Origin of the sequence: Pararhizobium arenae (assembly GCF_001931685.1) — a bacterium.
Taxonomy (GTDB): domain Bacteria; phylum Pseudomonadota; class Alphaproteobacteria; order Rhizobiales; family Rhizobiaceae; genus Pararhizobium; species Pararhizobium arenae.
The window spans coordinates 1-21,693 of record NZ_MOOY01000014.1 but is presented as its reverse complement, the minus strand read 5'-3'; the positions used below and the strand labels follow the sequence as shown (position 1 = coordinate 21,693).

The following is a 21,693-nucleotide window of genomic DNA, read 5'->3' as shown; positions in this document are numbered from 1 at the left end:
GATCGTCGCCTCCGGTGCGGCCATCGTCGAAGAAAGCATGCTGCCCGGCGGCAGTCGCTTCTTCCCCAAGCCCTACGATGACCTGACCATCACGGACGCAATGGCGCGCCTGCTTGCGAGCGACAACCCGAGGGCCAGCGCGATCTGATGCAGAAACAATTGCGATCCATTTTTCGCCTCCCACCGGCACTGATCAGCTTGCTTTAACGGATGTCCGCTTATGGCTAGGGGTGGAGGCAAGCTTCACGGCCGAAATGCGGGCGCCAAGCGGAAGACGCCCGTCAGACCTTGCCTGTTGGCAGCAATTGGGCTCTCTAGGAACTATTGCTTTACCAGAGATGCGGCTGAGCAAGTCCGCTAGTTGCCATAGGAGACGCCGTTGCAGAGTCTTAAAAATGGACGGTGGCTCAATGAGCCCACAAAAGCATATGCTTTGGATACCGAACTTTCCGTAACGACTGACGCCAACACAGATTTTTGGCGAGAGACACACTATGGCTTTATCCGCGACAACGGCCACTTCTACACATTCCAGACCGAAGGCGATTTCACCGCCCAGGTTCGGGTCCAGGCACATTTTCAACATCTTTACGACCAGGCTGGCCTCATGGTCAGGCTCGACGAAAGACGGTGGGTCAAGACCGGGATCGAGTTCTCGGACGGATACGGCTTGCTCGGCAGTGTGTTGACGGATGAAGCCTCCGACTGGGCAACGGGGCGATTTGACGGCGACCCATCAGATTTTTGGATAAGGGTGACCGTCCAGAGCGGCGTTCTAAGAATACAAGCTTCCGACGATGGGCAGACTTGGCCACTGGTGCGCCTCTGCCCATTCCCAGCAGCGGATCATTATATAGTTGGCCCAATGTGCTGCACTCCCGAACGTGCAGGCTTGGAGGTAAGATTTAGTGAGTGGCAATTGGGGCGGGCCTTGGGCAAAGACCTCCACGACCTGACGTAGCTGTCAGAGCGCTGTGCTTAGAAACGGCAGCCTCTGCTTCTGGCTCAAAGCGAGGAGACTTTGCCGAGAAGGATGACCGCTTTCAGGAACGGCAAACGACGGCGTGTACGGCCGGTACGAGGGCGCAAAGCGGCCATCCGACGGCAATGTAACCTTCTTCGCGAAAGCGGAAATTATTGCCGCTCTGGGGTCCCGTTGACTGATGCCCAAAGCTCAGGGCAGAAAGGTGGCATCCACGGTCGCTCGCGATGGGAAACAGAGGGAATTTCAGGCATTTTCAGTTAAGCTATTGAAATCATGTGAGAATCCAAGGTCCCCAGACGGGCCATTTTTCGGACCTATTCCCTCTTTCAATAGTTGCCGTTCCTTACCAGAGAAGGTGGCGTCTTCTCAGGAACTTAGCACGATTTGGCGTAAACTGAAAATTTGACGTTCCCGAGATCCTTCAGATGCTTAGAACTCTCAAAATGGCGGCTGGGGACCCTGTTCGAGTGCATCAAACAGGCTGAGATCTGAGATTAACGACGGCCATGGCGCCGGATGCTGTCTGTTCGCCACTGGAACATACACGGCCGAAGCAGATATTCGAGTGTTGATGGATCGGGATTCTGCCCATCATTGAGCGAGGCGAGGATCTTGGTGATTGGCCCTGCTACATGCATGAAAACGCCCCTGCAGGTCCTCCACCCCGTAAACACACCTGAGGCGATGCCGACTAATTGGAAACGCTCCTCGCCGAAACGGTGGCGCGTCCGAAATATTCCTGAGGCACGAAGCCCTTGGCAGCCGAGCTCTACCGCCTGTCGGGCGGGCGGGCTTCGGTGCGTGACGCGCGAGAGATGAGAGCAAACACCTCTCTTGGAGCCGAGAGTGGACCGTCAGCGGGGGCGAACGAGAAGCCAACACATGACCCGTCTCGGACGGCCGCGATCAAGCCGCAAATTCCCTAGAGTCCACTCCAGAAGTTCGCGTCACAAGTTCTTCTGTCGCAGCTATCTCCCGCGCGATTTCGTGTCGCCCGACCATAGACTCGATGATAACTGGCGTACGAGACATGATGTTTGCGAAAGGCTCGTATGCTCGTATTGCAGCGAAAGACATCGGGAAATGCGCGCCCTTGCTATTTATTTCACTGATGTGAAACTGAGCGAGCCGATTGGCGAAGCGCCGCAATATGCGCACCGCTTGGTTCATCGAAGAATCTATCTGGCGGGCATGAGCAAGGTCGAGGCACAGCCTAGCCTCTGGCAGCATCTCAAAAAACGGCTCCAGTTCTTCCGCCGTTCTGCCAATGGGCTTTCGAGAATCCATGTTTTCCAGGCAAAGTCGCGATCCAAGACCACGCCAATGGTCAAAGTCGCCGATGGTGTCGGGATGAACGACAATATTCAGGCCAAGATCAGCAATGACCATAAGTTGTTGAACCAATGACTGCTCATCATCGAATTTGGTTGGCGCATGAAAACTAACATAGCGGTATCGTTTGTTCAGACGAGGCAAAAGGGCGGGCAATGCCGCCAACAGAGGAGGCAACTCAGGGGCCCGTAATGCAGACAATTCCACTGCTGAGGTGTTTGTTGGCTCAAGCAGATCCAACGCCGTAACAAAATCATCTCTGGCTATCGCGCCTGTTGAGAAGCCAATCGTCGTCATCAGAATACTCCGTATTTCTCTACCAACTTGGTCACTGTTGGATTCGCTCTGAACAACAACTCAGTCAGAGCAGCGTCAAACCGACTTGCTATCTCCCGAGCTTCCAGAAATATCTGGTCTTCGTACGCTGCCTCCGGAGACAAGTCTTGAAGCCTATTACGACTGGGCTCACTATCAAGAATGGCGAGAAACTCGTCATAGTTATCAAAGACTTCGGACGCCAAATGAGGCGCATAGCGCTCAACAATATCAGCTAACGATTGAAGAGGCGGACGTTTCGTCCAAGCAAGCAGATGGTCAACAAGATCCTGTGCCTCATAGTCATTATGCTGCTCGGATCGATCCTCAAGCGCCCAGGAAAGGCACATGAAAAAGCCGGAAACGAATAATAACTTCCTCGACATCCGAAGCTTGATGTTTCTTAGGGCCCACTTTTGGCCTGCCCGTGCTCGGTACTTGTTTGCGTAGTCAACCGCCATGGTTCGCCAAAAGCGAACTACATCATTTAGGAGAAAGCGGGGGATACGGTCTGGCCGTTTATTACTGCCGATGAAGCTGGCATCTTCTTGCACATAGCGGTTCAGAATTGCCTGCACGATGCGGGCGTGCGCATCTTCGCTCCCAGCTACATTTACGGGTGTAGACTCTAACAGCAGCAATAGGCGACGAGTCATATTTTTGTTGGAATCCTCATCGCCGCCCACGGCATGTACCAGATCGTGGCTGAAAATCAGACCGCCAAAAACTTCTGTCGGACCCGGCTTTCCAAACCCTGCCGTTTCAAGCTCGGACGTGAGTTTGTGCACTATCTGCAGATGAAGTGAATCCGCGCGTCCATCAATGAGTAATGTCCAATCTAGGTCACTTCCAGTGGTGTATTCGCCCCGTGCCAGCGAGCCGAACACGACAAAGCTACCTTCATCCGTTGGCAACAAACCGTCAGCAAGCTTGGAAAGCGCCTTCAAACGCTCTGCGCTGCTTGCCTCGGCTTTGGCAATGTGACTCCATCGGGAGGCATTGCTTCCCCTAAGTCTGTCTAATGCAGTGTCCGCCATTTAAAAAGTGCTCGCGTTGAATCAGTCCTCCGACTTTTAGACCTATCGTGCGCATTTGTCTCTCCTGTCGATGAAGCCTTTAACCCGTCAAAAGGATCAGTGGCGGCCTCACCGAGAACAAAGACCTGGCCTGACCGGCTGATTTAGCTGCCGGGCGCGTTATTGCCGCCTGACCGACGCCTGCGCTCCAAAAGCGGAAATTATTTCCGCCAACCCGCCCGGTTGACTGATGCCCAAAGCCAGGGCACAAAGGTGGCATCCACGGTCGCTCGCGATGGGAAAACAGAGGGAATTTCAGGGCTTTTCCGTGAGGCCGTTGGAAGCATGTGAGAATCCAGGTCCCCCAACCAATACTTTCCGATTTTGATGAAGTTTCTCGCTACTGAGCACGCATCGTTCTTTTGCCAGACGGATCGCCAGCGGCCTCATTTCGCGACAGCCGGGTAAACGCCCCAAGCTTCATGCCGGAACTTTAATTGCCGATGGGCGTTCCTTTCGCAGTCGACTTCCTGTGCCCCGCAAGAAATCAGCTTCGAAAGGATATTTTCCATGAACCAGCGTTTCGATCCGAATGATGGCCGTCCGATTAATCCGGCGTCCTGGCCGTCCGAGCAGACCGCCCAGCGCGTTGACCCTGTGACCGGTGCTCCGGTGACGGACCCGGTTACGGATCGCGCCGCCGCAGAGCGCCAGCGCGACATCAACATTAACAATGCCGCCATCGAGGCTCCGCGTGAATCGCGCAGCATGTGGCCTTTGCTGATCGTGCTTCTGGCAGGTGTCGTGCTTGCCTTGCTGTTCTGGCTCCCGGGCGAACAGGCCGGCGACCCCGCAGCCACCGATACTGCGACACCGCCTGCCGTAGAGCAGTCCACAACGCCGCCGGCCGACAACAACGCCACGGCTCCGGCAGCAACGACTGAGACCACGACGCCGGAAACGGGTGCTGCTCCTGACACAACCGGCACTGGCACCCAGCCCGCTCCGGCTACGGGCGCCGACCAGCAGCCTGCTACCGGCACCACGCCGCAGGCAACGGAACCGGCTCCGCAGAACTAAGCGGATGATCGCCTGAACCATCGAAGCGGAAGCCAATGGCTTCCGCTTTTTTGTGTTGGTGGTCCCGGAAATAATCCAGCGGTCCGAACCAATCCGTTACTTAACCGTTTCTCTCCCGTGTTTTGAAACAGGAGTACCGTCATGGACAGAGCAAAGCGCCCCACAAACCGCGATCTTGAAGAAACCAGCCGCGCGGAAGATTATCGCGACTATGAGGAACGGGATATTGACGAGGGCTGGCCCTATGCGGACGCGCGGTCCGGCTCGCCGGTCGCCATCGGAAACGATGCCTATGGCGAAGCGCCCGAGAATTTCGACGAAAGTGGCAATCCAGGTTACGAAAGCGGAAACGACCCTCGGATTGAGAGCCATGGCGGGCCTGATCTTCTGAAGGACAAGCCGGCGCAGGATATCGATGACGATGTGCTGGAGCAGATCATCGCCGACAGGCTGGAGGAAGCAGACATCGATATGTCCGGCTTCGAGATTCGCATCGACGGCGGCGTGGTGAGCTTCGAGGGAGAGGTGGACACCGCTGAGGATCGCCGGCAGGCCGGGATTCTTGCCCAGCGCGTCGCTGGCGTAAAATCCGTTCGCAATCACCTGACCCTCCTGGCCGCCGATGCGAACCTGCCGTCGGATTGGGACGAATAACGGAGCGGGCGAAGACATACGGCAGAACGCAGGAGGCAGCGTGCCGAAAGGTGGGACATTTCAGGCCGGTGAAAGGGCGAGCGAAAAAGATGAGCTCGCCTTCGAGCCCCGTCATTTCATCGTGGGCCTTGGGCGCGGCATCGGCGGCGCCTTGCTCTTTGCCCTTCCCATGCAGATGACCATGGAGATGTGGGCGCTTGGCTTCACCATGGAACGGTGGAGGCTTGTGCTTCTTCTTCTCGTCAACATTCCCCTGCTGATCGGGATCGCGCACAAGGTCGGCTTCGAACAGACCTTCGGCTGGAAAGACGATCTCAGGGACGCGATGATTGCCTATGCTCTGGGCATCGCTACCAGCGCGATTATTCTCGGCATGTTCAAGCTGCTCGAGCCCTCGATGCCCTGGTACGAAGTGACGGGCAAGATTGCCGTGCAGGCCGTGCCTGCCAGTATCGGCGCTCTTCTCGGCAGAAGCCAGCTCGGCGGCAATCACGAAAGCGGTGACGACGACCAAGCCACCTATGGCGGGGAACTCTTCCTGATGGCGGTCGGCGCGCTGTTTCTCAACCTCAACGTGGCTCCGACCGAGGAAATGATCCTCATTTCCTACAAGATGACCTGTTGGCATGCGCTCGCACTCATCATCGTGTCGCTCATTCTCATGCACGCTTTCGTGTATGCCGTCTCTTTCAAGGGCGGCCATGAGATTTCCAGCGAAACGCCGCGTTGGCACGCCTTTTTCCGGTTCACACTGCCGGGCTACGCCATAGCTTTGCTGATCAGCCTTTATGCCCTTTGGACGTTCGAGCGCCTGGACGGAAGCGGCCTGACGCCGATTGTCATGGCCATGATCGTACTCGCCTTTCCGGGCGCGATCGGCGCGGCCGCGGCGCGATTGATCATCTAGAGTTTCAATGTTTCGACGCATTTTCTTCTCGCAAACCACTTCGCGAGACATGCTGCAAGAGGGGTCACCATGACCGAAAGCAATGAAGACCGGACGCGCTCGCGCCGGCTGGTGCAGCTGGAGGCCCACTGGATCGAGTGGCTGACCGGGGCGGTTTCAGGTCTGCTCGTTATCGCCCTTATCGGCTGGATCGCCTGGTATGCGCCCGGAGAACAGGAAGGCATTCCGGCGTTAAATGTCGAGCTTGGCGAGATCGCGGCGATGGACGGCGGGCATCGCGTCAGTTTCACGGTCGTCAACAGCGGCCGGCGTACGGCCGCCGCCGTTCCGGTAACCGCGCGATTAATGAACGGAGCGGATATCGTCGAAGAACGGGAAGTCACGTTCGACTATGTGCCGGCGCTTTCCAGCGCGACCGGCGCCCTGCTTTTCAGCAACGATCCCGCCGGGCATCGACTGGACATTCGCGCCTCCGGTTATGAAGATCCGTGAAGAGCCTCAATGCCCTCCTCACGGCTTGCGCCCAATGCGGCAAGCGAGACGAGATCGCCCTCAAAATGCGCCTTGACGGCACGATGCGCCAGTTCGGGACTTTCGAACAGCCGTCCATCCAGCGCCCATACGCTGAATTTCACGGCCATAAACCTGAAAAGGCTGCCGTCCTGCATGAGCGCGCCCACGGCTTCCCCGCCGTGAACGATAGCCTGCCGTTTCATGAAAATGCCGCTCCCGTCGCCGGGCTCGCCCGGATCACAACCCCAACCGCTTGACGCAGTTCGCCCAACTTTTGTCATGGGCCAACGCGCATAACGCCCGAGTGGACGTTCGGTTCCGGCTGCCTTTCAAAAAACTGACGGGTCAGGCGAGGAAGCGATCGGGCCTGTAGGGCTTGAGATCGATCACCGTGCTGTCGCCGACGATCAGTTCGGCAAGCGCGCGGCCGGTGATCGGGCCAAGTGTCATGCCGTGATGGGCATGACCAAACGCAAACCAGAGGCCCTGATGACGGGGCGCTTTGCCGATGACGGGCATCATATCCGGCGTACAGGGACGCGCCCCCATCCACGGCTCCTCGTCGCGCCGCTCGGCAAGCGGGAAGAATTCCCGCGCCACCGGCTCCGCGCGGGTCAGTTGCACCGGCGTCTTCGGCGAATCGCGGAAAGCAAACTCGGCACCGGTGGTGAGACGAATGCCGCGTAGCATCGGCGCCAGGAAATAACCCTTCTCGGCATCGAGAACCCAGTTGTTGAGCACGGCACCGTCCTTGGTGCCGTAATGCATGTGGTAGCCGCGCTTGACCGCGAGCGGGAAGTGATAGCCGAGTTTGCGTGTGACGGTGTTGGCCCATGGACCGAGCGCCACCACGACGTCATTGGCTTCCAGGGGGCCTTCGGGCGTGGCAACACGCCAGCCGGGCCCTTCGAGAATATGTTCGAGGGTTGCCGCGTCACCGGAAACGAGGCGGCCGCCGAGAGACTGGAAATAGGCGAGATAGGCCATGTTCAGGCTGTGCGGGTCACGGATCGACCATGGATCGGTCCAGCGCAGTCCGCCCACCAGCTCGGCCGTGATGGAGGGCTCCATCGTCTTCAGGTCAGCGGTCGACAGTTTCTGATGATTGACCCCGAAGCCGATCGAAAGCTGTTCAGCTTCCTTGTAAGCGGCATCGCGTGCCTTTTCGGTCCGGAAAACCTTCATCCAGCCGTCCTTGCGGATGAGATCGCCGGCACCGGAGGCTTTGATCAGGTCTTCATGTTCGGTGATCGAATTTTCGATCAGCGGCGCATAGGCGCGGGCGATGCGGCTGTGCTGCGTGAAGCCCGAGTGCCACCAGTAGCGCGCCAGGAATGGAACCAGCCCCGGCAGAGCCTTGAAGTGGTAATGCGCATCGATAGTATTGTTGAGCGCATAACGAAACAGCGCCCCGAAATCATGCGGGAAGCCATAAGGAAAAACGCCTTCCCGCTGGATCAGACCGGCATTGCCGAAAGATGTCTCTTCACCGGCACCGCGACGATCCAGAAGCACCACGGACTTGCCGCGCCGCGCCAGATGGATGGCGCTTGAGAGGCCCACAATACCGGCACCCAGAACAACGATATCTGCCTTCATATTCGACCCTCAATTCCCGGCCAAAGCGCCGTCTATTTCTTCAGTTTGCTCATGATCCGCTCGAGATAACCGAGCAGAACGGCGGATACGACGAAAGCGAGATGCATGATTGTTGCCCACATCAGCTGGTCGGCGGTGTATTGCTGCGTATTGAGGAAAATCTGCAGCAGATGGATCGACGAAATTGCGACGATCGAAGACGCGACCTTGATCTTGAGGCTGCCGGAATCGATCTTGCCGAGGAACGAAAGTTCCGTCTCCTGGTCGTCGAAACGGCTGACGAAATTCTCGTAGCCGGATATCATCACCATGACGATTAGGCTTGCAACGAGAGCAGCATCTATAAGGCCAAGCATGGCGAGGATCATCTCGGCTTCGTCATAGACGAACACCGACTTGGCGACCTTCAGGAACTTGAAAATGAAAGACACGACGTAAACGGCGAGAGACGCTGCCAGGCCGAGATAGAAGATCACCAATATCCAGCGGCTTGAAAGGATAATGCGTTCGACGATCAGTTCGAGCGATTTCATGCGTCGGGCGGCTCCGGGGACAACGTTAAGCCATCCATAGCCAAGCCGGTTGTCTTCATCAAGCAGCATGGCGCGACGCAACAAAAAAGGAGCGACGCATAGCATCGCTCCTTTGTATATGCCGTTCAGAGTGCCGGCAGATTAGGTCCTGCGCATAAGGCCTGCCACCAGCGAGATGACGAGGAAGGCGAGGAACAGGAAGAAGAGGATCTGCGCGATACCGGCGGAAGCACCGGCGATACCACCGAAGCCTAGCACACCGGCGATGATGGCGACGACGAGGAAGACAAGAGCGTAATACAGCATGGGGGTTCTCCTTGGTTATCAGTCTGTCACAAAACGTCCGCCGGCGTTTTTTGTTCCTTGCCTGTCCCCTCTCCGCATCACGCCGCTACAATGGGCGATCGTGACTTTAAGTAATGGTTAACCATGACGAGCAAGAACGACCCATTTTGACACGGAATAGTCACCATGTCGTCGGAACCTGACCTTGACCGGTGCGTTGTCCACTCGAACCGCAAAACGAAAGACAGGAAAATGACCGTATCCACATCCAATATATGGAAGTCAGCGTCGGCGTCACTTCGCCAACCTGCCCGGATGCGCGAGAAGAACCTGCATATCGGCAACACGTTACGTGATCTGTACTTCGACGATAATGTTCCGAAGACAGAGGGGACTTTCGCGCAGCTCCTGGAGGAGCTTGATATGGCGGAAAACACCGGCAGCGATCACAACCGTCGCTGATGGTGTTTCCACCAACCGAAGGGACAAAAAAGGGCAGTTTCGGCTGCCCTTTTTCTTTGGCTGACAATTCAAGCAAAAAGCCCGGTGAGCATCTGGGCTTTCTGTTCGTCGCGGGGAATTACTGTGCTGGCGTGGCCAGAAGCACGGAAGACGGATTTGCCTTGTATGCCTCTTCGTCATAGGCCGGCTGGCTTTCCATCTGTTCCTTTGTGAAAGGCGAGTAGATGGTCATGGTGCCTTCCGCGTCCGCCATCACCTGAACGCTGGTTGCGCTCATCGCCATGGGCTTTGCGCCGATGCCGAGAAAACCGCCGACATCGATGATATAGGCCTCTAACTTGCCGTCCTTGCTCAAGATCACATCACCGATCTCGCCCACCTTGGTATCATCCGCCACCTTCACCTCCGTACCGATCAGCTTTTCGGCACTCAAAAGACCGAGATCGACCGGTTTCAGTTCGGGAGATGGCGTGGCGCTCGCAGTCGTTGCCGGATCCACGCCCGGAACGAGATCCGGATCGGTCATCTGAGGCGTGGTGCCGCTTAACGGCTGATCCGTTACCACCACAGAAGACGGATCCGGGGATGCGGACGCCGTGTTTTCGGGCGTTCCGTTCGATGCGGGCGCCGAAACCATGGCGTCCATGATCGGCTTGCGATCGAAGGCTGGCTCGGCCATCAGCTGCTCCTTTGTGGCAGTCACCACGAGGATCTGCTGGCCATCCTTGTCGGACCAGCTGACGCGATCGAAGCCGATGGCGACATCCTTTTCGCCGATCCCGAGAAAGCCGCCAACGCCGATAACGAGCGCTTCCGTACCACCGTTTGCATTGATCACAACGTCATTGACATCGCCGATCGCTTCACCTTCCTCATCAACTCCCGTATAGACGGTCTTGCCGAGAAGAGACGAAGCAAGGAGCTGGCCAGGCATCGTGGGACCTGTTGCGCCCTCGCTGGCAACGCCTGCAGCCGCGGGTGCCACGCTCTCCTGCGCGAAAACGGTTGCACCGGGGGTGGCGGCCAGAACCAGTGCTAGACCGGTCGTCGCGAGCAGCGTTCTGATCATTGGAAACTCCTTCATGCGGTAGGGCCGGATGCTTGGCATACGGCGGGTTCAAGGCTCGAGCGGCAATGCATTGCCTGCTCGGCTCGACGTCAAACGAGATACGCTTGGGTTTTGTTCCGCCCATCAACCCGATGCAAAAACGGCGCCCGGACATAATCCGGACGCCGTCACATGCCCTCGAAAACGGGGCGCAATTATTCAGGTGCAAATGTTAGTGGCGGGAAGACCATTCCTCGACCTGACGTTCGGCCTCTTCCTTCTCAATACCGTAACGAACCTGGATACGGCCTGCGAGTTCCTGGCGACGACCGGCGATGACGTCCAGGTCATCGTCCGTCAGCTTGCCCCACTGAGCCTGGGCCTTACCGCGATATTCTTTCCACTTGCCTTCAATCATATCCCAGTTCATGTGTTTTCTCCCTGTTTGAGATGGGTATTTAACGCGTCTGTCGGGGATTGGTTCCTATCGGCTTGCCATCATCACCGGCGGCGTGGGTTGCATGATGTCTATACGGACGTGCAGCTCCTCGTCCGGGGTCACCGACCAGCGGATGCGCGCGTTGGCCTCGTCTTCGATGAAAAGCGCGGGGTCCACGGCTTGGCATTTTCCAAAGATCACCTTTGCGGAGGTTTCGATCGCCGCGACTGTCGGGCGCAACCTTTCCTGACAGTCTTCCATCGTCTCATAGGCTGCGGCAGAAGCCGGAAGTTCGTGGCAGTTCACGTTGCCATATCCGCACCCGACCAACATCATGATTGCAGCGACATGCTCCATCTTGCGGCTCCTGTCCGGTACGTTATGCCGGCGTACTCCTGATCGTGCCGGCTGAAGGGGTGATTTCCTGGAGATGAGAACGGCAACCGCGGCGTCCGGTTCCAGAAATTTTGGTGATCGGGGCTGCGGAACCTTTCACGTTTGCGTGCATTACGCTCGCACGTTCCGTTTTAATACGCGACGGGACTTCCAGGCCGCCGGGCGAGCGGTTCATGGACTGCCTGACCGACCTGCCAACGCAAGATCCTCGCAGCCGCCTTGAACCGCACGCCTCATTCGAGAGCGTTTTCCAATGTTGCATGAACCACCGCATCTCTGGCTTTCCCAAGACGCAGGCATGAGAACCGTGCTCATCCACGGCATGGTCATGTCTCCGTCCTTCTGGAACTGCTTCGCACCAACCATCGTGCGCGAGGGACGCTCCGTCGCGTATCCGCTTCCCGGGCATAGCCCGTGGCGGCTCAAAGGCGCGACACTGCCCTTGCGCACGCCCGATATCGTCGATGCCTATGCGCGCGCCATCGAGCGGGATTTCGGCGGCGATCCGGTAACCCTCATAGGACATTCCACCGGAGGTTTAGTATCGCTGCTGCTTGCCAGACACCGGCCCGATCTGGTGTCCAACGTCATCCTGATGGGCGCTTTCGCCTGCGGACGCTTCGAGGGACAAGAGCGCATGGCGGCGCGCATCCTGCGGCTGCCCCTGCTCGGTCGTATCCTGTTCATCCGGTTTTTCACCCGCTGGATATCCACGCGCGAAAACTTTCGCTGGGGCTCGCTGGAAAGTGTTTTCGATCAGGCGGTGTCGTGGGAGACGGAGGAAACGATCTCCACCATGGAGGAGGTGCGCGCCAGCCTGCTCAGTTCACACCCCGACGAAATCGCTGCGTTCGTATCATGGATGTCGGCGACCTCCGTGATGGCGGAGCTGGCTCACATCGAGGTGCCGGTGCTCAACATCATAGGCGCGCGCGACCGGATCGTGCCGCCGACCCACCAGCTCCATCTGTCCGGCGGCTTGCGCCGGGTGCAGACAGTGATCCTGCCGCAAGTCGGACACCTGCCGATGGCCGAAGCCCGAGAGCATGTTGACCGGCTGATCGCCAATTTCCTGATGTTCGGCCCGCTGACGTCTCGCAAGAGGATGGGAGGCGACGGCGCGCGAGAAGACCTCGCAGAGAAACTGGTCCAGAGCGCCACCCAGCTTGGGAACAAAACATCGCGATCGGCGTTTTTGTGACAGCAAGATTGCCGCTAAGGCATTGAACCCCGAAGAGGAACCACCATGCTCGGTACAATTCTCCTGATTATCCTTATTCTTCTGCTCGTCGGCGCCCTGCCGAACTGGGGCTATAGCCGCTCCTGGGGATATGGACCGTCTGGAGGCCTCGGCTTGGTCCTTATCATCATTCTCATTCTCGTCCTGATGGGACGGATCTGATCTGCCAACCGATACGTGCGAATGCTCCAGTCAAAAAAAGGAAACCCGTCATGAAAAAGATTCTTCTCGTCTCCGCCCTCATCCTTCCGCTTGCCGCCTGCACCCAGACTGAAAGGGGTGCCGCGATCGGCGCCACTTCTGGCGCGGTCATCGGCGGCGTTGCCACCGGCAACGTCCGTGGCGCAGCTGTCGGTGCGGCGGTCGGCGGCGTGGCGGGCGCCCTGATCGGCAATGCCAACGAACCGGGCCGTTGCTACTACCGCGACCGTTACGGCCGCCGCTACACGGCAGCCTGCTGATATCGGCACTGAAACGGAAAAAACGGGCTTCGGCCCGTTTTTTTATGCTTAAAGATCGCAGAAAAACTTGGAGCGTTTTCGCTTTTCCTCCTATCGCGACCACACTCCAATGCTTTGTTTTAACGCATTTCCTGACGGAAAACCGCTTCGCACTTTTCTTGGAAATGCTCAGCGGCCCGCGAGCACTTCGTCGACAGCCAGCGCCGCCATCGCCAACACGGCTTCACGCGTGCGCGCAGCCGCGATGAAGCGGCCGTTATGGCAGAAACTCGCGCCCTCTACCCCGCAAACGGCCTCCAGCGCGCCGTTGGTCAATCCCGCCCAGGCAGCCGGCAGGTCGGCTCTCAGCTCGAACCCCTCTTCGGAACGCCTTATGCCCGTGATGCACCAATCCTTCTCGCGCGGATGCACGACAAACAGCAGGTGATCGGCTCCCGCCTTCACGATGGCCGAGCGGAACGGCATGCCGATGGGCAATTCAAGCACCCGCCCCTCTCCCGCCGCGGTGATCGCACGGTAGACGAGACCTTCCGCGCGCAGTTTTGCAGCACTCTGGGCAATTCGGGCCTCGACGAACGTGGCGGCAACGGCAAGCGCGCGATGAAACGCCCTGTCGTCCGCCTCCGGATCGGACTCGTCGAAGACCGGCTTCAGCGTTTCCAGCAAGGCAGGAAGCGTCAGGCTCGCAAGAGGGCCGGCCATTGCCGGGCTCAGGACGCCATTGTCGGCGAGATCGATCGGCAGCACGAACCCTTCGTCAAACGATGCATGAATCGCCTCGATATCGGCCGGGGCAAGCCCCAGGGCTGCGAGATACTCGCGGCCGTAATGTTTCCAGATCAGCCCGAAAGAACTGTAGGGCTGCCCGTCGTCCCGCAGCGGCGCTCCCCGCTGGTGATGATCGAAAATGCCGGCTGCAAAATCATAAGAGCCGCCGACATCGTAGATGATGCGGTCGCCCTTGGGCGTTATCCACTCCGGCGATCGGCTGCGCACGAGACGCGCTTGCGGAAACAACCGTGTGAGGATGACGCTGGACAGCAATTCATCTGCGTGGAAGCCACCGGAATGCGTGACGAGGAAATCGGGGATCATGCGGTCGCTACCTTCGCAGAAAATGGTCTGCTGCCAGATAGCTTTTATTGGAGATCATCTCAACCCGACGACGCCTAGGAAATCCGACGATCCGCGGCATCAGGTCCTGGCTTCAGCTCTTGCTCAGCCGTTCCGCACGGTCCAGCTGTTCCAGAAGATCGAGAAACATATCCGGAATGGGTTCCTGTTCGACCGCGCTGTAAAGTGCCTTAAGCCTGGATGCGATCTGACTGTTCGGATCGGACTTCACGCCGCGACCGGGCACCGATGGCTTTGCCTGTTGCTTGGGAACGTCACTCATCAAAAGCTCACTTCCGCCTATCCAATGTGACGTTGCATCATGCAGCAAATCTGTTTTGGAGAGGCAAAACCCCTTGAATGTTTTTACCTATGTTTCAAAACTTCCCTTAAACCAGAAAACATGTTCAAACCGTTGCAATAAGCAATCTTGGACGCCGGCCTCGGAAAATCTCCGGCATCATACTGAAGGAAGTCTTGAATGTCACTTTCTATGCGCATTGCAGCCCATCTCCCTTACCTGCGGCGCTTTTCCCGCGCAGTGACCGGTTCTCAAGCCTCGGGCGATGCCTATGTTGCCGCGATGCTGGAAGCCCTGATTGCCGACATCTCGCTTTTCCCGGAAGGCCCAAGCGACCGCGTGAGCGTGTTCAAGCTGCTCTGCAGCCAGCTCGACACGGTCACGATCACGCTGCCCGACACGTCTTCCCCCTTTACCTGGGAGACGCGCGCGGCAGCCAACCTCGCGAGGATATCGCCATCTGCCCGCAAGGCTTTCCTGCTTGCGTCGGTCGAAGGTTTTTCGCCGGCGGAAACGGGCGAAATCCTCGGCGTCTCCGAACACGAGGCCGAAGCGTTGCTCGACCGCGCCTCTCACGATATTTCAAGGCAGGTTGCCACCGATATCATGATCATCGAGGACGAGCCGCTGATCGCCATGGATATCGAGGACATGATTTCCAGCCTCGGGCACCGCGTCGTCGGCGTGGCGCGGACCCATTCCGAAGCGATTGCGCTCTACAACAAGACGCAGCCGCATATGATCCTTGCCGATATCCAGCTGGCCGATGGAAGTTCTGGCATCGATGCCGTCAATGAAATCCTGGGAGGCGCAACGCTTCCCGTGATCTTCATCACCGCCTTTCCCGAGCGGCTTCTCACCGGCACCAAACCGGAACCGGCTTTTCTGGTCACCAAACCGTTCAATCCGGACATGGTAAAAGCCCTGATCAGCCAGGCGCTGTTCTTCAACGAGAATGCGCACTCGCCATCCTAAGGCGCTTCACGCGGAGAACGGCGTGCGATCGAGCGCGAAGAGTTCGAACCCGTCCTGACGATCGCCGGCTATCATTGCCGCCAGCATACGCGACGCCATGAAGCTGAAGGTGATGCCATTGCCACCATAGCCATAGGCGGCAAGGATACGCGGCATTGCCGGGACAGGGCCGATCAGCGGCAATCCATCCACGGTTTCTCCGAAGGCTCCCGACCAGCTATATTCCGCCGCAGGCTGGGCCGCCGGCCAAAGCTGCGCGAGCTTCTCTTCAAGGATCCTCGCTTTGGAAGGGATCTTCCCGCTCCGGCGATCCGGGTCCATGATATCGTCGTCCTCGCCCCCTACGACGATCCTGCCGTCCGACGTCGTGCGGGCATAGAGATAATCTTCCGAGGCTTCCCAGATCAGCGCACCGTTCGGCCAAAGCCCTTTTTGCGGCTGCGGGCCGGTGGCGATCGCGTAGCTGGAGACGGTGCGATGCAGGTCGTTGTCGACGAAATCCGGCATAGAATAGCCCGTCGCAAGCACCACATGACGGGCCTCGATCTCAAAACCATTGTCCGTGACGGCGTGAACCCGTTGCGCGCCGTGATCGTAACCGGTGATCTCGGCGTCGATCATCTTTGCTCCGGACGCGATCGCATGTCCAAGCAAGCCCCAGGACATCAGCAGGGGATCTGCCTCCGCAGCGCCGGGTGAGTGCAGACTTTCGGCACGGTTTATTCCGAAATTCGTGCGCAGGGACGACTGGTCAAGATAGTCTCCCGGCAGGCCCGCTCTCGCACGCAGACGATGCTCTTCCAGCAGCGACCGTTCGCTTGCTTCGGGGCCAGCGATATACAGCGTCGGACGCTGAACAAAGCGGCAATCAAGCCGCAGTTCGGTCACCAGTTTCGTCAGCCCGCCCATGGCCGCGAGGCTTCGTCTATAGATCGACGCGGCGCGTTCGAAACCATAGAGTTCGGACAATTGTGCCAAGCTCTTGTCGATCTCCCACAGCAGCATGGCCGTGCTGGCTGCGGTGCTGCCGAGACCCGGCCTTTCGCGATCGGCGATCACCACCTGCAGATTGCGCGATGACAAATGCTGGGCAACCATGGAGCCGGTAATACCGCCACCCACCACAAGGACATCCGTCTTGATGCTTTGCGCAAGCGGCTCGGAGGAAGGCCGCCGTCCCTGGTATCCCCATGGGGCCCGGCCCGCGCGCAAGTCAGCCTGCTCGGGACCATCCGGCATCTCGATCGATGTCAACATCACTGTACTTTCGTTTGGGGGGAGGACTTAAGCCGGCAGCTGTCGTTCCGGCGGACGGGGGCGGACTTCCTCGAACACCGTCATGGCAATCAGCGACAACGGCATGGCCAGCATGGCACCGACGGCACCCCACATCCATGTCCAGAAGATGATGGCGACGAAGATGATGAAGGGGTTGATTTCGAGGCGATGCCCGAGGATGGCGGGGGTCACCAGATTTTCCATGACCAGATGCAGCAGGAAAAAAGCGGCTGCCGGTGCAATCGCGATCAGCAATGAGTCATGGGTCATGAGCCCGGCGCAGAACAGAGCGATCGTCATCGCGGTAACGCCAAGATAGGGAATGAAGCTTGAGACGAAGGCGAACAGACCCCAGAGCGGTGCCATGGCAAAACCGCCGATGAAGGCGATAAAGGCCGTGATCGAGCCCAGCACCATGTAAATGACGCTTGCCGTGGAAAAATAGAAGCCGACGGCATTCTCGATCGCATTCATGATGCGGATGGCAGCCAGCCGGCGCTCGCGGGTGGCAAAAGCCAGGATGATCGTCTTGCGCAACTGGGCACGCCCAAGCAGGAACAGGCCGAGCGCTGCCAGAAAAATCAGCGTTTGAACGAAGGCCGGGGTAAGCCCCGAAGCGACGATGCCGAGCATGGCACCTGCATTCTGCATCGCCATATCCGCCAACGCCTTTTCATCCGTCCCTTCAAGGGCGACGCGAAACCACTCGAACCGTTCCAAGTAGGGAAGAATGCGCTCCATCGAGCGCTCGATCATTCCCGGAGCCTGTCCGGCAACCGTACTCAGCGGCTCGATCAAGGTATTGATGAGGAAAAACAGGCCGACGACGAAAACGAGGCCGAGAAGAAAGCCGCCCAGCCCGGCGGGCACGCCGAATTTGGAAAGCCGGTCTGCGGCGAGCCCGAGCACCATGCCGACGACAATGCCCAGCGTGACCGGCATAAGGATCGTTTCCATCAAGTAGATGACGGCGCTGGCGAGGATAACGAATGTACCGACGATGCTCCAGGCAACGACGAGGTCGAGGCCACTTTTCAGTGGTGGGGCCGGCGGCATCTCCGTTGCCATGACCTCGGTTTCAATTTCCGCATATCTGCGCTTGGTCTTGGACTGACCACCCGGCGAAAACGCCCCCATGCTTCATGCTCCCTGACCGCCCAAGACTTTCGATCCGACCATCGGTCGCCCGGTGTTGATGCAAGGGTCTTTGCCGTCGCGTTTACGAATTTTCGAAAATTGCGCTTCTCGGGAAGAGCCCCCGCAGCGCATATTGATGCGGATAAACGCGGCTTTGCACATATTGTTCCACCCACCGGCGGCGCCCAACGTTCAGTGCGACACCACAGGATGCCGCTGCGCGGCTTCCAAGAGTGTTTCAGCCAGTTGTGCGAAGAAATCGGACGAGATGTTCTTTGTAACCCAATTGACCGCACCTCGCCGGAGCGCCTCTGCAACGACAGCTGTTTCACCGACACCCGTCACATAGACGACTGGCGGATGGTTTGGCCGCATGACAATCTCCGGCAAGATATCGAGACCGGTCTCGGTCACCAGGAAATGGTCGAGCGCGACCGCATCGATGCCGCCCTGATCGAGCCGTGCAAGTCCACTGCGGCCATCCGTGGCATTGATGACCGTGAGCCCCAGGCGGCCAAGGTTTTTTCTCAACAACACGCCAAGCGCCTCGTCGTCATCGATATAGAGGATCGTGATCGGGCGGGACGTGCTGTTTGCGATCATTACGCCACCTCTGGCACAGTCACGACGGACAGGAAAAGGCCCAATTGCCGAATGGCGTTGACGAAAGCCTCGTATTGCATGGGCTTGGTGACGTAGACATTGGCGCCCAGATCGTAGCAGCGATGGATCTCGGACGGGTCGTCCGTCGTGGTCAGCACGATCACCATCATCCGGCGCATGTGATCGCTGGCGCGAAGCCGCTCAAGGATGTTGATGCCTGTCATGTCGGGCAAGTTCAGGTCGAGCAGCAGCAAAAGCGGCCTGCCCCCGTGGCGGGCGCCGGTGCCATCCTCGCCGAGTAAATAGGTAAGCGCTGACGAACCATTCAGAAACGGCACGATCTCGTTCGTAACACCCGCGCGCCGGATGTTTTTTTCGATCAGGCGGGCGTGGCCTTCGTCGTCTTCCACCATGACGATCGTCACCGGTTTGACCTCTGTCATTCTCCCTCCCTCCCTTCCGGCCGGAGCTTCGTCGCAAAGGCGACCGTGAATGTGGTGCCCTCGCCGAGAACGGACCGGACGGTTACGTCACCCCCGAGCCGACGCACCAGAGCCCGTACATGCGAAAGACCGACACCGTCGCCGGGGCGATCCTGCTGTCCCGACCGGCGAAACAGCTCGAAGATTCGCTCAAGATCCTGCTCTGCAATACCGCGACCGTTGTCGGTTACGTCGATGATCGCCTCTTCCCCGACCACCTTGCCACTCACTTTGATATAAGGAGCGCGCCCGACAAACGAATATTTCAAGGCATTGTCGATAAGGTTGCCAAAAACCTGTTGCAATGCAAGCCGATCCGTCTCGACGACCGGTAAATCCTCGGCGATTTCGATGGTAGCGTGCGTTTCGTCGGCGCCATGTTTCGAAGTCGCGACGATCTCCTCGAACAATTCCCTGAGATCAATGACCTGAGGATGAAACTGCCTGCTGCCCGCGCGCGCCAATTTGAGGATTTCACTGATGAGCTCATCCATCCGTTTCATCGAGGAATGGATGAAGCCGAGGGCTTCCGGAATATCGATATCGACCGCTTCCCGCGCCGCGTTTTCTATCTCGCCGGCCGATCCCGGCGGAACCGTCTGCAGGAAGGATTTGAACACATCGGCAGCGCGTTCGAATTCGGACGTGAAACCCATGATGTTGACGAGAGGAGCGCGTAAGTCATGACTTACTATGTAAGCATAACTCTGCAGCTCCCGGTTCGCGCGCTCGAGGTATTGCGTTCGCTGGCGGATTTTGGATTCAAGGGTGTCGTTGTACTCCACCAGAGCGTGACGCGCTGCTTCAAGCTGTCGCGAGCGAACAGTGACGAGATGCATCACGCCGGCGACGAGCAGGACAATCAGGATGGCCCCACCGGCGATGGTGGCAAGAAGCAACCAAGTCGCATCGACGAGATGGCGTGTCTTGCGGAAACCCACAGTATCGGTAATAGCGGCGATACGGGCGATGATCTGCCTTATCTCGAGCATCAGCCGCCTGCCCTCGCCAGTCGTCACGACGGCAACCGCGCGCTCATGGTCTCCGGCCGCCTGCATGTTTGCCGACCGCTTCATCTCCTCGAGCTTGAGCGATACCAGCGTTTCAAGGCGCTTGATGGTCTCCTCGTCTATGGAGACTGTTTGAAGATCGTCGCGGAGGCTGTTGAACTGAAGACGCGCAAGGGCCGCGGCCCTTTGGAAATCGCTGAAATAAGCGCGTGTGCCGGTCAGGATATAGCCACGTTGACTTGTCTCGGCATCCTGCAGCAAGCTCAGAAGCAAAACCGTTCGATTGTTCAGGCGGGCTGCGTGGAGCGCTTCATCTGAATCCTCGCGTGCGATGGCGGCAAACACGAGAGACGCAAGCACAAGACCCAGCAGCAGCAAGGCTCCGGCAAACAGGCTGAGCGGCACGGTTCTGGAAAAACCGGTCGGCTCCGTCGCCATGCCTTATCCCCTTCCGTGCGCCGCATCGACGATCCGACGCAGCCGCCCGTTTGCTACGCTGTTAGATCACCGTCGAGGCTCCCCTAGACCCTCGTCACGAGAGTACAGCCTGCAATGGAAAAGGAAACAAAATTCGATAAGCGAGCCGATGTCTGTCAGTGTCTTTCGGGCGGAAACACCTGAACCGTGACGGAAAACAGACCGAGACCCAACAGCACGATAATCAGCGTGTTGGCGACGTCTTCGGAGGTAGCAGGCAAGGCGCCGAGACCGATGACGGCACCGATCAGCGCGAAGAGGCAAATTCTGGGAAGCCAGTACAGCATGGCGCATTCCTCCGCAGGGGTTTCAATGATGTTGGAATTCGAACGTGAAACGATGCGGGAAGCCCTTTGTTCCAAGGGGCTTGAAGGATTTTAACCTAAGTTAATCCGGCCCGCTTGCTGGCAGCAAAAAGCCCGGATCCGACGAGCGCGATCCGGGCTTCTCATAAACACGTTAGCAGAGGCGTGACCGCGCTCAGAGAGCGGCGGTTACAATCACTTCAACCAGATATTCCGGCGCAGCAAGCTTGGCTTCGCCCGTGGCGCGCGCCGGAGCATTGCCCTGCGGCACCCATGCGTCCCAAACGGCGTTCATCTTGGAGAAATCCGCAACGTCAGCCAGCCAGATGGTGGTGGAGAGGATGCGGGTCTTGTCGGTTCCGGCCAGCGCAAGCAGACGATCGACCTCGTCAAGCGCCTGCTGGGTCTGGGTCGCGACGTCGTCGCCGGCATTGCCGACCTGACCGGCCAGATAGACGATGCCGTTGTAAACGACAGCCTGGCTCATGCGGGGGCCGGTTTCGAAACGTTTGATTTCCATGATCTCATTCCTCGGGATTGACGGCCGGACGGGTTCCGGCGGCGGATCGGCGCCTGCCACAGAAGGCAAGTTTCAGAGCGGGCGGGGGTTCGTTTACACGAAAGACAGGGTGAGGCCAACAGATTGCAGCTTGTCCTTCTCCCTGTCAAAACGGGGAGCAACCATGTTTCATGCATGTGAGTATTTTGGTGTCCATGCGGTGTTACGGGCAAGGACAGCGTTTGCCA

The 21,693-nt window shown here is 58.3% G+C and carries 28 protein-coding genes and 1 pseudogene; 11 read left to right on the top strand and 18 right to left on the bottom strand.

What is annotated here, in order from left to right; genetic code table 11:
* Window positions 1-148: pseudogene (locus tag BLX89_RS25215) on the top strand (response regulator); the annotation flags it as partial.
* Window positions 149-379: 231 nt separating this feature from the next.
* A complete protein-coding gene (locus BLX89_RS22870) occupies window positions 380-961 on the top strand; it encodes a DUF1349 domain-containing protein (protein WP_075293270.1) in 582 nt (193 codons plus the stop codon).
* 930 nt (window positions 962-1,891) lie between these two features.
* On the opposite strand, the gene BLX89_RS24475 is transcribed toward BLX89_RS22870, so the two are convergent.
* On the bottom strand, window positions 1,892-2,614 hold the full coding sequence (locus tag BLX89_RS24475) for an apurinic/apyrimidinic endonuclease family protein (protein WP_075293269.1): 723 nt from the start codon (window positions 2,612-2,614) through the stop codon (window positions 1,892-1,894).
* Window positions 2,614-3,669, bottom strand: coding sequence for a DUF294 nucleotidyltransferase-like domain-containing protein (locus BLX89_RS22860; RefSeq protein ID WP_075293268.1), 1,056 nt, complete (start codon window positions 3,667-3,669; stop codon window positions 2,614-2,616). Before BLX89_RS22860 ends, BLX89_RS24475 begins: the two co-directional genes overlap by 1 nt.
* Before the next feature lie 549 nt (window positions 3,670-4,218).
* On the opposite strand from BLX89_RS22860, the gene BLX89_RS22855 reads away from it, so the two are divergent.
* The 4 genes from BLX89_RS22855 (at window position 4,219) to BLX89_RS22840 (ending at window position 6,781) form a co-directional block, all read left to right on the top strand.
* The gene (locus BLX89_RS22855) at window positions 4,219-4,728 is read left to right on the top strand and encodes a hypothetical protein (RefSeq protein ID WP_075293267.1); all 510 of its coding nucleotides are present in this window, start codon (window positions 4,219-4,221) and stop codon (window positions 4,726-4,728) included.
* A 141-nt stretch (window positions 4,729-4,869) separates the two neighbouring features.
* Window positions 4,870-5,382: a BON domain-containing protein gene (locus BLX89_RS22850; RefSeq protein ID WP_075293266.1), complete on the top strand. Its 513-nt coding sequence runs from the start codon at window positions 4,870-4,872 to the stop codon at window positions 5,380-5,382.
* Window positions 5,383-5,422: 40 nt separating this feature from the next.
* Window positions 5,423-6,289: a TIGR02587 family membrane protein gene (locus BLX89_RS22845; protein ID WP_425348635.1), complete on the top strand. Its 867-nt coding sequence runs from the start codon at window positions 5,423-5,425 to the stop codon at window positions 6,287-6,289.
* 69 nt (window positions 6,290-6,358) lie between these two features.
* Window positions 6,359-6,781 (top strand): TIGR02588 family protein, encoded by a 423-nt coding sequence (locus BLX89_RS22840; RefSeq protein WP_075293265.1) that lies wholly within the window; start codon window positions 6,359-6,361, stop codon window positions 6,779-6,781.
* On the opposite strand, the gene BLX89_RS22835 is transcribed toward BLX89_RS22840, so the two are convergent.
* The 4 genes from BLX89_RS22835 to BLX89_RS22820 all read right to left on the bottom strand — a co-directional run bounded on the left by BLX89_RS22835 (window position 6,766) and on the right by BLX89_RS22820 (window position 9,240).
* Complete coding sequence (locus BLX89_RS22835) at window positions 6,766-7,005, bottom strand: hypothetical protein (RefSeq protein ID WP_075293264.1); 240 nt, start codon at window positions 7,003-7,005, stop codon at window positions 6,766-6,768. The two genes, BLX89_RS22840 and BLX89_RS22835, sit on opposite strands and share 16 nt — an antisense overlap.
* Window positions 7,006-7,147: 142 nt before the next feature.
* Entirely contained in the window at window positions 7,148-8,401 is a 1,254-nt protein-coding gene (locus tag BLX89_RS22830; protein ID WP_075293263.1) for an NAD(P)/FAD-dependent oxidoreductase, read from the bottom strand.
* 32 nt (window positions 8,402-8,433) lie between these two features.
* Entirely contained in the window at window positions 8,434-8,934 is a 501-nt protein-coding gene (locus BLX89_RS22825) for a TIGR00645 family protein (protein WP_075293273.1), read from the bottom strand.
* 141 nt (window positions 8,935-9,075) lie between these two features.
* Window positions 9,076-9,240, bottom strand: coding sequence for a DUF1328 domain-containing protein (locus tag BLX89_RS22820; protein WP_037105882.1), 165 nt, complete (start codon window positions 9,238-9,240; stop codon window positions 9,076-9,078).
* Between the two features lie 231 nt (window positions 9,241-9,471).
* Here BLX89_RS22820 and BLX89_RS24470 point away from each other — a divergent pair, with 231 nt between their 5' ends.
* Window positions 9,472-9,681 carry a hypothetical protein gene (locus BLX89_RS24470; protein WP_143523735.1) on the top strand — a complete coding sequence of 70 codons (210 nt, stop codon included), beginning with the start codon at window positions 9,472-9,474 and terminating at the stop codon, window positions 9,679-9,681.
* 118 nt (window positions 9,682-9,799) lie between these two features.
* On the opposite strand, the gene BLX89_RS22815 is transcribed toward BLX89_RS24470, so the two are convergent.
* The 3 genes from BLX89_RS22815 to BLX89_RS22805 all read right to left on the bottom strand — a co-directional run bounded on the left by BLX89_RS22815 (window position 9,800) and on the right by BLX89_RS22805 (window position 11,525).
* A complete protein-coding gene (locus BLX89_RS22815; RefSeq protein ID WP_158025998.1) occupies window positions 9,800-10,750 on the bottom strand; it encodes a PRC-barrel domain-containing protein in 951 nt (316 codons plus the stop codon).
* A 211-nt stretch (window positions 10,751-10,961) separates the two neighbouring features.
* Window positions 10,962-11,159: a CsbD family protein gene (locus BLX89_RS22810; RefSeq protein ID WP_075293262.1), complete on the bottom strand. Its 198-nt coding sequence runs from the start codon at window positions 11,157-11,159 to the stop codon at window positions 10,962-10,964.
* A 54-nt stretch (window positions 11,160-11,213) separates the two neighbouring features.
* A complete protein-coding gene (locus BLX89_RS22805) occupies window positions 11,214-11,525 on the bottom strand; it encodes a hypothetical protein (RefSeq protein WP_075293261.1) in 312 nt (103 codons plus the stop codon).
* A gap of 337 nt (window positions 11,526-11,862) precedes the next feature.
* Here BLX89_RS22805 and BLX89_RS22800 point away from each other — a divergent pair, with 337 nt between their 5' ends.
* Genes BLX89_RS22800 through BLX89_RS22790 form a run of 3 tightly spaced genes read left to right on the top strand, consistent with a single transcriptional unit; the run spans window position 11,863 to window position 13,265 of the window.
* Window positions 11,863-12,765: an alpha/beta fold hydrolase gene (locus tag BLX89_RS22800; protein ID WP_158025997.1), complete on the top strand. Its 903-nt coding sequence runs from the start codon at window positions 11,863-11,865 to the stop codon at window positions 12,763-12,765.
* 45 nt (window positions 12,766-12,810) lie between these two features.
* Window positions 12,811-12,966 carry a DUF3309 family protein gene (locus BLX89_RS22795; RefSeq protein ID WP_075293259.1) on the top strand — a complete coding sequence of 52 codons (156 nt, stop codon included), beginning with the start codon at window positions 12,811-12,813 and terminating at the stop codon, window positions 12,964-12,966.
* 50 nt (window positions 12,967-13,016) lie between these two features.
* Complete coding sequence (locus tag BLX89_RS22790; RefSeq protein ID WP_075293258.1) at window positions 13,017-13,265, top strand: YMGG-like glycine zipper-containing protein; 249 nt, start codon at window positions 13,017-13,019, stop codon at window positions 13,263-13,265.
* Window positions 13,266-13,433: 168 nt separating this feature from the next.
* Here the strand turns inward: BLX89_RS22790 and BLX89_RS22785 are convergent, their stop codons facing one another.
* Both BLX89_RS22785 and BLX89_RS22780 read right to left on the bottom strand, forming a co-directional pair.
* Window positions 13,434-14,360, bottom strand: coding sequence for an MYG1 family protein (locus BLX89_RS22785; RefSeq protein ID WP_075293257.1), 927 nt, complete (start codon window positions 14,358-14,360; stop codon window positions 13,434-13,436).
* A gap of 112 nt (window positions 14,361-14,472) precedes the next feature.
* Complete coding sequence (locus tag BLX89_RS22780) at window positions 14,473-14,661, bottom strand: NepR family anti-sigma factor (protein WP_075293256.1); 189 nt, start codon at window positions 14,659-14,661, stop codon at window positions 14,473-14,475.
* Between the two features lie 198 nt (window positions 14,662-14,859).
* On the opposite strand from BLX89_RS22780, the gene BLX89_RS22775 reads away from it, so the two are divergent.
* Window positions 14,860-15,654, top strand: coding sequence for a response regulator (locus tag BLX89_RS22775; protein WP_075293255.1), 795 nt, complete (start codon window positions 14,860-14,862; stop codon window positions 15,652-15,654).
* Between the two features lie 6 nt (window positions 15,655-15,660).
* On the opposite strand, the gene BLX89_RS22770 is transcribed toward BLX89_RS22775, so the two are convergent.
* From BLX89_RS22770 to BLX89_RS22745, 7 genes are all read right to left on the bottom strand, one after another.
* Window positions 15,661-16,911, bottom strand: a complete 1,251-nt coding sequence (locus tag BLX89_RS22770; protein ID WP_075293254.1) for an NAD(P)/FAD-dependent oxidoreductase — start codon at window positions 16,909-16,911, stop codon at window positions 15,661-15,663.
* A 27-nt stretch (window positions 16,912-16,938) separates the two neighbouring features.
* A complete protein-coding gene (locus BLX89_RS22765) occupies window positions 16,939-18,069 on the bottom strand; it encodes an AI-2E family transporter (RefSeq protein WP_075293253.1) in 1,131 nt (376 codons plus the stop codon).
* Between the two features lie 192 nt (window positions 18,070-18,261).
* Window positions 18,262-18,672 (bottom strand): response regulator, encoded by a 411-nt coding sequence (locus BLX89_RS22760; RefSeq protein WP_075293252.1) that lies wholly within the window; start codon window positions 18,670-18,672, stop codon window positions 18,262-18,264.
* Window positions 18,672-19,115, bottom strand: a complete 444-nt coding sequence (locus BLX89_RS22755) for a response regulator (protein ID WP_075293251.1) — start codon at window positions 19,113-19,115, stop codon at window positions 18,672-18,674. The genes BLX89_RS22760 and BLX89_RS22755 overlap by 1 nt, the downstream gene beginning before the upstream one ends.
* Entirely contained in the window at window positions 19,112-20,602 is a 1,491-nt protein-coding gene (locus BLX89_RS22750; protein WP_075293250.1) for a sensor histidine kinase, read from the bottom strand. The genes BLX89_RS22755 and BLX89_RS22750 overlap by 4 nt, the downstream gene beginning before the upstream one ends.
* 155 nt (window positions 20,603-20,757) lie before the next feature.
* Window positions 20,758-20,928 carry a hypothetical protein gene (locus BLX89_RS24845; protein ID WP_198935191.1) on the bottom strand — a complete coding sequence of 57 codons (171 nt, stop codon included), beginning with the start codon at window positions 20,926-20,928 and terminating at the stop codon, window positions 20,758-20,760.
* Between the two features lie 193 nt (window positions 20,929-21,121).
* Window positions 21,122-21,466: a RidA family protein gene (locus tag BLX89_RS22745; RefSeq protein WP_083637879.1), complete on the bottom strand. Its 345-nt coding sequence runs from the start codon at window positions 21,464-21,466 to the stop codon at window positions 21,122-21,124.
* Between the last annotated feature and the right edge of the window lie 227 nt (window positions 21,467-21,693).